At 74.4% G+C, this 9,655-nt stretch carries 10 protein-coding genes, 1 tRNA gene and 2 pseudogenes; 6 read left to right on the top strand and 7 right to left on the bottom strand.

Translation table 11 applies throughout. The features are described from left to right. Window positions 1-37: 37 nt before the first annotated feature. Window positions 38-421: a hypothetical protein gene (locus tag ABZW30_RS26140; RefSeq protein ID WP_355673630.1), complete on the bottom strand. Its 384-nt coding sequence runs from the start codon at window positions 419-421 to the stop codon at window positions 38-40. Between the two features lie 173 nt (window positions 422-594). Between ABZW30_RS26140 and ABZW30_RS26145 the strand changes: the two are divergent. After that, window positions 595-869: pseudogene (locus ABZW30_RS26145) on the top strand (hypothetical protein); the annotation flags it as partial. Here the strand turns inward: ABZW30_RS26145 and ABZW30_RS26150 are convergent. Both ABZW30_RS26150 and ABZW30_RS26155 read right to left on the bottom strand, forming a co-directional pair. Further along, window positions 844-916, bottom strand: a tRNA-Lys gene (locus ABZW30_RS26150). The pseudogene ABZW30_RS26145 and the gene ABZW30_RS26150 overlap by 26 nt on opposite strands. Before the next feature lie 60 nt (window positions 917-976). After that, window positions 977-1,729, bottom strand: coding sequence for a nucleotidyltransferase domain-containing protein (locus ABZW30_RS26155; protein WP_355673631.1), 753 nt, complete (start codon window positions 1,727-1,729; stop codon window positions 977-979). 133 nt (window positions 1,730-1,862) lie between these two features. Between ABZW30_RS26155 and ABZW30_RS26160 the strand changes: the two genes are divergently transcribed. The 3 genes from ABZW30_RS26160 to ABZW30_RS26170 all read left to right on the top strand — a co-directional run bounded on the left by ABZW30_RS26160 (window position 1,863) and on the right by ABZW30_RS26170 (window position 4,702). Continuing rightward, a complete protein-coding gene (locus ABZW30_RS26160; protein ID WP_355673632.1) occupies window positions 1,863-3,092 on the top strand; it encodes a crosslink repair DNA glycosylase YcaQ family protein in 1,230 nt (409 codons plus the stop codon). Between the two features lie 22 nt (window positions 3,093-3,114). Next, the gene (locus ABZW30_RS26165) at window positions 3,115-3,876 is read left to right on the top strand and encodes an SDR family oxidoreductase (RefSeq protein ID WP_355673633.1); all 762 of its coding nucleotides are present in this window, start codon (window positions 3,115-3,117) and stop codon (window positions 3,874-3,876) included. Between the two features lie 130 nt (window positions 3,877-4,006). Further along, window positions 4,007-4,702, top strand: a complete 696-nt coding sequence (locus tag ABZW30_RS26170) for a tyrosine-protein phosphatase (RefSeq protein ID WP_355673634.1) — start codon at window positions 4,007-4,009, stop codon at window positions 4,700-4,702. Between the two features lie 17 nt (window positions 4,703-4,719). Here the strand turns inward: ABZW30_RS26170 and ABZW30_RS26175 are convergent, their stop codons facing one another. Both ABZW30_RS26175 and ABZW30_RS26180 read right to left on the bottom strand, forming a co-directional pair. Further along, complete coding sequence (locus ABZW30_RS26175; RefSeq protein ID WP_355673635.1) at window positions 4,720-5,226, bottom strand: RICIN domain-containing protein; 507 nt, start codon at window positions 5,224-5,226, stop codon at window positions 4,720-4,722. A 28-nt stretch (window positions 5,227-5,254) separates the two neighbouring features. Beyond that, on the bottom strand, window positions 5,255-6,349 hold the full coding sequence (locus ABZW30_RS26180) for a low temperature requirement protein A (RefSeq protein ID WP_355673636.1): 1,095 nt from the start codon (window positions 6,347-6,349) through the stop codon (window positions 5,255-5,257). A 169-nt stretch (window positions 6,350-6,518) separates the two neighbouring features. Here ABZW30_RS26180 and ABZW30_RS26185 point away from each other — a divergent pair, with 169 nt between their 5' ends. Beyond that, window positions 6,519-7,661 carry a hypothetical protein gene (locus ABZW30_RS26185; protein WP_355673637.1) on the top strand — a complete coding sequence of 381 codons (1,143 nt, stop codon included), beginning with the start codon at window positions 6,519-6,521 and terminating at the stop codon, window positions 7,659-7,661. A 75-nt stretch (window positions 7,662-7,736) separates the two neighbouring features. Next, complete coding sequence (locus ABZW30_RS26190; protein WP_355673638.1) at window positions 7,737-8,072, top strand: hypothetical protein; 336 nt, start codon at window positions 7,737-7,739, stop codon at window positions 8,070-8,072. Between the two features lies 1 nt (window position 8,073). Here ABZW30_RS26190 and ABZW30_RS26195 read toward each other — a convergent pair whose 3' ends face one another. Together ABZW30_RS26195 and ABZW30_RS26200 are read right to left on the bottom strand one after the other, a co-directional pair. Next, on the bottom strand, window positions 8,074-8,922 hold the full coding sequence (locus ABZW30_RS26195; protein ID WP_355673639.1) for a TIGR02452 family protein: 849 nt from the start codon (window positions 8,920-8,922) through the stop codon (window positions 8,074-8,076). Window positions 8,923-9,122: 200 nt separating this feature from the next. Then, window positions 9,123-9,655 (bottom strand): annotated as a pseudogene (locus ABZW30_RS26200) (RNA helicase); the annotation flags it as partial.

A 9,655-nucleotide genomic window follows, 5' to 3' on the forward strand; every position in this document is an offset into this window, starting at 1 on the left:
CGGTCAGGCGAGGACGCAGGCCTCCCGGCGGAACCGGTCAGGAGGAACTGCTGCTTTCGGTGGGGTCCGGCGTGGCCGAGGAACTCGGGCGGGGGTCGTGGGGGCAGATCCAGGCAGGATTCTTGACCCCGTAGCTCAGGCCCCACTCCCGGTCGCAACCGCCCCAGTACGCTCCCACCCAGCCGCAGTAGGGGCCGCCGTAGCTGAAACAGGGGCGCACTGATTCCCGCAGACCCGGATTCGTGGAGAGCGGCCAGGACGGTTCGGCCTCGTTCCACGAGGTGCCGGGGGCGCTGACCATGCGGACCCGCGTGGCATCGGAACCGTGGGACATCCGGTCCATGAAGAAGAGGGGCAGGCCAAAGGCTGAGGCGGAAGCCGCCACCGTTGCGGCGACGAGAGCGCAGCGGGTCAGGCGCATGACTGTTCCTCCTGGCTTTGTGGTCCGTGGCAGGTGCGGACGAACTCCGTGCACGAGCGCCGCCCCTGTGAGCGCCGGAGTTGAACGTATGGTCCGGAAAACTCCCCGGCGGCCAGCGAACCGCCAATCAGGCGGCCTTGCCCCGGTTCTTCACTCGAAGGGTCTCGTCCCTTGAGACGCTGCGGCACTCCACGATCACGCGCACGTCCGACACGTACACCAGCCTCCTCCCGGAGGTCGACCGGGAGGTGTCCGAGGCCGCGCACGGCTGGTTCCCCGGGCCCGAAAGGCGGCAGTCGGCGAAACCGTCGGGCTCGCTTCGGGCTCACCCGCCCCCGGGAAAGCGAGAACGCCCCGACCGGCGAAACCGAGTCAGGGCGCTACGTCACAGGTCAGCGGGGCAAGACCGCCTCCGGAAAGAGTGGGCCACCAGGGGCTCGAACCCTGAACCTACGGATTAAAAGTCCGCAGCTCTGCCAATTGAGCTAGTGGCCCGCGGCCCTTGGTCCCGGCTGGATCCCGGGGTGGTCCCGGGTGGGGAGGGCCACGGTGATCCTACCCGGTGGGGCCCGGGGCTCCGCCAGTGGATTGGGTGGGCGCGCCGGGTTCGTGGGGCGGGGCTTGAGGCGGGGTGTAGTGGGCGGCGCGGACCCGGCGCAGCCACGCTTCGGCGGGGCGCGGGTCGGGGGCGTCGGGTAGGACGCCCGGGCGGGCGAGGCGTTCGGCGGCGTCGGCGAGCAGGGGTTCGGCGGTCTCGGGGCGGTCGGCGATGCGTTCGCCGAGGTCACGGACGCGCTCGGGGTCGGGCAGCCGGATCAGGTGGTGGCCGGTCTCGTGCAGCCGGACGGCCTGTTCGACCAGCCGGACCAGGTGCCGGGCGTGCTTGGCGGCCCGGCGGCGGGTGACCGGGTCGCTGGTGTCGCGGGTCAGCAGCTTGCGGAACTGCTGGTCGGCGTAACCGAGATAGGCCTTGCGGACGGCCGGCCCGCTGAGGAAGGTCGAGCGGATTCCGACCAGTTCGCGACCGAGCGGGGTGGCGGTCTCGTACAGGTCCTCCGGCAGCCAGACGAGTTCGGAGGCGGTCGGGTTGCAGGACAGCGCCAGCCGGCACCACTTGGCGGCCTCGTGCAGGGTGACGTCCGGCGCGGTGGTGACGTGCGACTCGGCCGGGCGGTGCAGGCCGTGCAACTCCTCGGTGGGGGTGGCGAACAGGCCCAGCCGGTCGAGGTCGGAGCCGGCGTGGGCGAAGCCGTACGCGGTGGAGCCGACGATGCCGGACAGCAGGACGGTGCCGGGGGCGGAGAGCATGCGAAGGCTCCTCTCGAACGGACGGGCGGTACCGCCCGAGGTGTGCGAGCGGGTACCGCATCCTCTCCGGAGCGGGCCGCGCCGGGCGAGCGAATTCCGGTCCGGGGTCCGCCCGGCCGCCGATACTGGCCCCATGGAGCACGATCCGGAGCGCGGTCCCCGCGCGGAGAACCAGCCGGTGGGCCTCGGGAAGTTGCGGGCCTGGTGGTCGCACCGGCAGTGGCTGGACCGCCCGCGCACCGGGGCGTCCGCCGCCGAGGTGCTGGCCGCCACCGGCTGGGCCCGCTCGGTGGGCGGCGCCGCCCCGTACCTGGGCCTGTTCGCCCGGGCCGGGCTCGGGCGGGCGGCGGTGGACGCGGCGGTGGCCGCCCTGGAGGTGCACGAGCTGCCGTCCGCGCGCGGCTGTACGTACGTGCTGCCGGCCGCCGACTTCGCGCTCGGCCTGGCGGTCGGCGCGGCCGCCCCGGCGGGTGAACTGGCCGCCGCGGAGAAGCACCTGGGGGTCGGCCGGGACGAGGTCGAGCAGCTCTGCCTGGCCGTCGAGCGGGTGCTGACCGAGGCCGGGCCACTGGACCCGGCCACGATCCGGGAGGCGGTCGGTGACGCCGTGCGGCCGCTCGGCGAGGCGGGCCGCAAGCGCGGTGTGGCGACCACCCTGCCGCTCGCTCTCGGGCTGATGCAGTCGCGCGGCCGGATCCGCCGGGTGCCGGTCAACGGCCGCCTGGACCAGCAGCGTTACGGCTACGTCAGCTGGGACCAGCCGGTCCGCGGGGACGCCGTCGACCTCGCCCGCCGCTACTTCTCCTGGGCCGGCCCGGCCACCCTCAAGCACTTCCGCTGGTTCTCCGGCTTCTCCGCCGCCACCGCCAGACGGGCCGTCGCCGAGGCCGGGCTGGTCCCGCTCGCGCCCGGCTCGGAACTCCTGCTGCCACCCGAACTCGCCGAGGAGTTCGCCGAGTTCGAGGTGCCGACCGAACCGCACTACACCCTGCTGGCCGGCATCGACGGCATCCATCTGCTGCACCGCGACCTGCCCCGACTGCTCGACCCGGCCGACGCCGCCCGCCGGCTGCCGGCCGGCAAGGCCGGACGCACCTTCGGCGGTGAGGCCGACCCGCAGACCCACCTGGTGCTCGACCGCGGCCGGATCGTCGGCCTGTGGGAGTACGACACCGAGCGGGCCGAGATCGTCCACCAGCTGTTCGTCCCGCCCGACGACGCGCTGCGCGGGGCGCTGGCCCTCACCGAGGCCTTCGTCCGGGACGAACTCGGCGACGCCCGCGGCTTCGGCCTGGACTCGCCGAGGAGCCGCGCACCGAAGATCGCGGCGCTGCGGGCGACGTCGCCGGGTGTCCGCGGCTGACTCCCCGGGTAGCGTACGGACCATGTCGACCACCAGCACCGACGAAGTCCTGATCGTCACCGGCGCCGGCCGCGGCATCGGCGCCGCCACCGCCCTGCTGGCCGCCCGCCGCGGCTACCGGGTCTGCGTCAACTACCGTGCGGACGGGGCCTCGGCCACCGCCGTGGTGGACGCGATCCGGGCCGAGGGCGGCACCGCTCTCGCCGTCCGGGCCGACGTCAGCCGCACCGCCGAGGTGGAGCGGCTGTTCGCCACCGTGGACACCGAACTCGGCGAGCTCACCGGGCTGGTGAACAACGCGGGCACGCTGGAGAAGCAGTGCCGGCTGGAGGAGATCGACGAGGACCGGCTGAACCGGATCTGGGCCGCCAACATCACCGGCCCGTTCCTGTGCGCCGCCCAGGCCGTCCGCCGGATGTCCACCCGCTACGGCGGGCGCGGCGGCGCGATCGTCAACGTCGGCTCGGCCGCCTCCCGGATCGGCTCGCCGAACGAGTACGTCGACTACGCGGCCGCCAAGGGCGCGGTGGACTCGATGACCCGCGGACTCGCGCTGGAGGTCGCGGCCGAGGGCATCCGGGTCAACACCGTCCGCCCGGGCCTGATCCACACCGACATCCACGCGCTCGGCGGCGAGCCGGGCCGGGTCGACCGGGTCGCGCCGGGCCTGCCGATGCAGCGCGGCGGACGGCCGGAGGAGGTCGCCGAGGCGATCCTCTTCCTGCTCTCCCCGGCCGCCTCGTACACCACGGGCGCGTTCCTGGAGGTCTCCGGCGGGCGCTGAGGACCCCGCCGGGGGCGCTGCGGTCCCCTGGGGCCGCGTCCGGGGGCTGCGGTCCCTGGGGCGGGGCTTCAGCGGACCGTCCCCTCCGGTTTCCTTCCGCCGATCCGTCCGCGCCCGTACGGTGGGGGCCATGACCGACGCCTTCATCGACATCGCCGGTGTGCGCAACTTCCGTGACGCGGGCGGGATCGGCGCCCTCCGTCGGGGTGTGCTGTACCGCTCCGGGTCCTTCCACACACTCACCGAGGAGGGCGCCCGGCAGCTCAAGGACCTCGGCCTGCGGACGGTGATCGACCTGCGCAGCCCGTTCGAGCTGGAAGTCTGGCCGGACCAGCGGCACGGCCTCGACCACGAGTCCCTCAACCTGCCGACCCTGCCCGCCAACCGCGAGGACGTCGACCGGCCCTGGCCCGAGGACCAGGCCGCCCTCTACACCTTCATGCCGGAGACCGCCGGGCCCTCGCTCACCGCGGTCATCCGCCGCCTGGCCGCCCCGGAGGCGCTGCCGGTGGTCGTGCACTGCGCGGTCGGCAAGGACCGCACCGGCCTCACCGTCGCCGTCCTGCAGTCCCTGCTGGGCGCCTCCGACGCCGACATCACCTCCGACTTCCTGCGCTCCAACGTCGGCCTCGGCCTGGACAGGGGCCCCGTCCCGTACATCGACGAGACCGGCACCGAGCGGGTCTCCCGCCCGATCAGCGCCGAACTCATCGCCGCCTCCCTCGGCTGGATCCGCACCCACCACGGCACCGTCCCGGCCTACCTCCGGGCCCACGGCGTCACCGAGGCCGAACTGGACTCCCTGCACGCCAACCTCTCGGCCTGACCGCGGCGAGGACTCCGCTACTGGCGCTCGAAGCGCCACCACTGGGTCGGCGCGTCGACGTCCTCCCACTGCTGGACGCCCGCGTCCGGCTCCGCCGAGACGGTCAGCGGCTTGCCGCTGATGAAGCTGGTGACGGTGTACGTCCCCGGCGCGTCGACGTGGGCCTCCAGCAGCCACTCCTGGGCGCCGAAGGCGTTGGCGGACCACTGCTGGATCGGGACGCCGTCGTCCGGGGAGGCGCCGGTGACGTCCACGCGCTTGCCGCTGGCGGCGTTCTCGATGTGGAACAGCGCGCCGCCCGGGTGGACGGCGGTGAGCTGCCAGAGCTGGGCGTCGGAGCCGTCGTCCGCGCCCACCCGGATGCGGGCGCCGCTGCGTCGGGAGGCCCCGGCGACCTCCAGCAGCAGGCCGCCGCCGACGTTGCGGATCCGGTAGCGGCCGTCGGTGATCGCGGGGTCGGCCGCGCTGTCGGCCGCGCTGTCGGCCGCGCTGTCGGTCGCGCTGTCGGTCGCGCTGCCGGTCACTCGGTCAGCCGCTCGGTCAGTCGCTCGGTCAGTCATGTCCGAAGTCTCCCACCGGGCGCCGACAGGCGGCCTCGTGTCCGAATACAGCCGCCAGCACCGCCACCACGGCGCCCACCTGGGCCGGCGCCGAGACCTCGGTGCCCAGCGGGACGGTCGCCGCGACCGCGACCGCGCCGAGCAGCCGGGGCAGGTTGGGGCCCAGGTCGAAGAAGCGGCGCACGGCCGTGTTCACCACCAGGTACACCGCGATGCCCCCGGCCAGCGCGCAGGCCTGCGGGCCGGTCATCGCGGCGCCGGGGTGGGCGGCCGCCGATTTCACCCCGGCGGCGAACAGCACCACCCCGAGCAGCAGCCCGAAGTGGCCGAGGTAGTAGACGGTGACGGCGGCCCGGTTGCGGTCGGCGGAGGGCAGCGCGGCCATGTGGTGCTCGGCGCGCACATCGTCGTCGTGCCCGAAGTACGCCCACCAGAGCCCGACGCAGGCGGTCAGGCTGAGCAGCGCGACCGCGATCAGCGCGGGCCCGAGCGCGGTCGTCCCGGCGCCGGCCCCGATGGCGATCACCGACTCGCCGAAGGCGATGATCACGATCAGTCCGTGGCGCTCCACGAAGTGGTCCGCGCGCAGCCGGAACTCGGGCAGCCGGTCCACCTTCGGGGTGACGAACTGCATCGCGAAGGCCGCTACCCAGAGGCCGAGTTGGACCCTCCCGGTGAGGTAGCCGCCGACCACCACCAGCGCGGTGACGACCAGGTTGGACGCGCCCATCCGCAGCACCGCGGCGGGCGCCACCCCGGCGGCGATGAACATCCCGGTGTGCAGGGCGACCACCAGCAGGTACGCCCAGCCGAAGGCGGCACCGCCGCCCTCGAAGGCGTGCGGCACGGACATGGCGATCACCAGGAAGGCGCCCATCGCGAGCATCAGCAGCCCGCGCCGCCCGTGGGTGCGCGGCGGCATCGCGTTGGTCAGCCATATGAAGGCGTCGTACATCCACCAGATCACCCCGAGCATCACCAGCACCTGGGCGAAGCCGTCGAGGGTGAGGTGGTGGACCAGGCTGCCGGTGAGCTGGGTGATGGTGAAGACGAAGACGAGGTCCAGGAAGAGTTCCAGAGGCGCCACCTTCAGAGCCGGCTCGGCGGCTTCACGGGGTTCACGGGCCTCGGGTGCCCCATGGACACCGCGAGCATCAGGGGAAACGGGAGACGCGGTCACCGCGCGAGTATCCGTCACCGGGGCTGCGCGCTGGGGCGTTTCCGGTGGACCGGCTCCGCCGCCTATGCTGCGGCGAATGTCCACCGAGCAGAGCCCAGAGCCGAACCCCGCGCAGAACCCGGAGCATACCGGCGGTCAGATCCCGTCGCAGCGTCAGCAACCCACCCTCCTCGACGCGGTGGCCGAGCTGGAGGCGGCGGTCGACGCCGGGGACGACGAGAACTTCGGCCCGGCCCTGGGCCTGGTCGGCGGGCTGTTCGGCCCGGCCGAACCGGCCGAGCGGCGGGCCGCCGGGCCCCGACTGGCCGCGCTTCTGCCGGACGCCCCGCCGTTCCCCCGGGCGCACCTGGCGATGGTGGTGGGCGCCTGCGTGGAATACGGCGCCGACCCGGTGGCCTGCGCCGGCCCGGTGCTGGCCGGCCTGCGCGGGGCGCTGACCGGCGCGCAGCGGCTGGTCGAGCGCTGGGCGCAGACCGGCGGCGGCCCGCTCCCGGACCGGGAGGAGGACGATCCGGCGCAGGCGCACGCCCGGATCGAGGACCCGGCGCACCTCGACGAGTGGCACGCGCACCTGGCCGTGGTCGCCTGGTGGACGCTGCACCTGTGGCAGCGGGCCGCCTGGGCGGTCTACTCCCACGCTCCGGTCCGGGCCGAGGCCCGCGCCTCCGGCGTCACCGAGGTGCTGCTGGAGCTGGCCGGCCGGTACCAGGGCGAGCAGCACGACCTCAAGGGCCTCACCTGTCTGGCGCAGATGCTCGACGACGAGCCGCTGCTGGTGCTCGACCGCCCCACCGGCACCGGCTACCTGCTGCGGATGAGCGGCCTGAGCGACACCTTCCAGCTGCACACCCTGCTCGCCGACGTGCTGATCGGCGGCGGCCACCTGCCCGGCGCCCCGCAGGACCCGGAGGTGGTGGCGCTGGCCCGGACCGAGTTCCTGGGCGGCCGCCGGCCGATCGCGACCGGCGCCTTCAACCTGGTCGCGCCGGACGGCTCCTGGCTCTGGAACGAGGGGACGCCCGCCGACATCCCGGTGCTGGACGGCGTGCGCACCCTGGTGCTGGAGCCGCAGCCGTACGAGCGCAGCTGGTCGGCCGGGCGGTTCATCCAGGAAGTCCCGGGCGACCTGCGGTTGGAGCGGGTGCTCGACCCGGCGGAGGCGGCGCGACTGCTGGCCCGGACGGTGCCGGGGATGTCCGTGGTGGGGGCGTTCGGGTAGGAGGCTCCGGACGGCCGCGCTGTTCGCCGGGTTATGGTCGGAATCCGATGCACGCCCCGAGGAGTGGAGTCGACGATGGCGAAGGTCCCGAACGCGCTCACGGCCGCCGCGCCCGCCGCGCTGACCGCGGCGAGCGGTCTGGTCGGCGGTTACGGCGTCGCCCGCTGGAGCGGCCGGCGTGAGCTGGGTGGCGCGGTGCTGGCGGTGGCCGGTGCCGGCGCGGCCGCGCAGTGGCGCCGGAGCGCGGGCACGGCCACCGCGGCGGCGCTGACCGGCCTGTACGTGGCGGCCTTCGGTGGCTCGCACCCGCTGGCGAAGCGGATCGGCGCCTGGCCGTCCGTCTTCGCCGTCACCGGTGTGGTCGCGGCCGCCTCCACGGCCGCGACGGTGCTGGCCGCCCGCAAGCGGTAGCTCAGGAGGGCACGGAGGGCACCACCGCCGTGCCGAACCGGGCCTCGAAGGCGGCCCGGTTCACCGAGACCGGTGAGCGGTCCCAGACCGCGAACACCACCCGGTCGAAGGCGGCCCCGTACCGCTTCAGCGCGCCCTCGAAGGCCTCGGCGACCTCCGCCGGGTCGTTGCGGAACACCCCGCAGCCCCAGGCGCCGAGCACCAGGGCGCGGACCTCGTGCCGGGCCGCCGCCGCGAGCACCCGGACGGCCCGCTCGGCGAGCACGCCGCGGACGTCCGTCCCGGGCGAACGCCGTTCCAGCTGACCGGCGTTGGGCGCGGGCGAGGTCAGGAAGGTGACCGGGTACGGCCGGGCCAGCAGGGCGCCGCGCCCGTCCCGGATCACCGGGACCCCGGGCGAGACGATCACCCGGTGGCTGTACCGCAGGTCGGTCGAGGCCCGGTGCGCCTCGTAGTAGTCGGGCGCCTCCAGCAGGCAGGAGTACAGCAGCGCGCTGCGGCACAGGTCCTCCTCCTGGGCGCGGGCGCCGCGCAGGTAGCCACCGCCGGGATTGCGCGCGGAGGCGAAGTTCAGCACCCCGACCGGCCCGGCCCCGGCCGCGACCAGCCGCCGAGCGGCCTGGACGCTCCCCTCGGCCGTCACCTCGATCCGCCCGGCCGCCGGCCCCGGCCCCGGTTCGGCGGAGACCAGCAGCCTGTCCAGCGCCTGCGGCGCGTACGACACCGTGCCGGCCTTCGCCGCCGTCAACTGCTCCCCCACCTGCACGAGTTCGCCCCCGGGCGTCCGGAAGCTCCCCCGCTCGGCGATCTCCTCGTTCACCCGTGCCACGTCATGCAGTCTGCTGCTCATGGTCGTGACGCTACGGGACTACCGCCGTGCCGCGCCACAGGTTATTCTCACTCCCAGAACAACACCTCGGGGGGCGCACACGCAGAGGTGTTGGGGGGGTATCGGGGGAACGCGAAGGGCCCGCTCCGGGGGACGGAGCGGGCCCTTCGTGCGTTCGGGTCAGTCAGCCCGACCGGCAGTCAACCACCGGCCGTACGACGTCAGTTCTTCCAGCGCGGCTTGCGGTCGTCGCGGTTGAAGCCACCGCGGTCACGGTCACCGAAGCCACCGCGGTCACGGTTGAAGCCACCGCGGTCGGCCTGCGGACGGCCGCCGGAGCGGTGGTCGTCACGGCGCGAGAACGGACGGCTGCTGCCGCCGCGCTCGTCACGGTCCCGGCCGAAGGACGGGCGGTCGCCGAAGGAGCGGGCCGGACGGTCGCCGAAGGAGCGGCCGCCGCGGTCGTCGCGGTCCCGGTTGAAGCCGCCGGAACGGCGCTCGTCACGGTCGCCGAAGCCGCCCGAGCGACGGTCGTCACGGTCGCGGCCGGCGAAGCCGCCGGAACGACGGTCGTCACGGTCCCGGTTGAAGCCGCCGCGGTCGCGGTCGAAGCCACCGGAGCGGCGGTCGTCACGGCCGCCGAAGCCGCCCGAACGACGGTCGTCGCGGTCCCGGTTGAAGCCGCCGGAACGGCGCTCGTCACGGTCGCCGAAGCCGCCCGAGCGACGGTCGTCACGGTCGCGGCCGGCGAAGC

This window comes from Kitasatospora sp. NPDC004669 (assembly GCF_040609455.1).
Lineage (GTDB): Bacteria > Actinomycetota > Actinomycetes > Streptomycetales > Streptomycetaceae > Kitasatospora.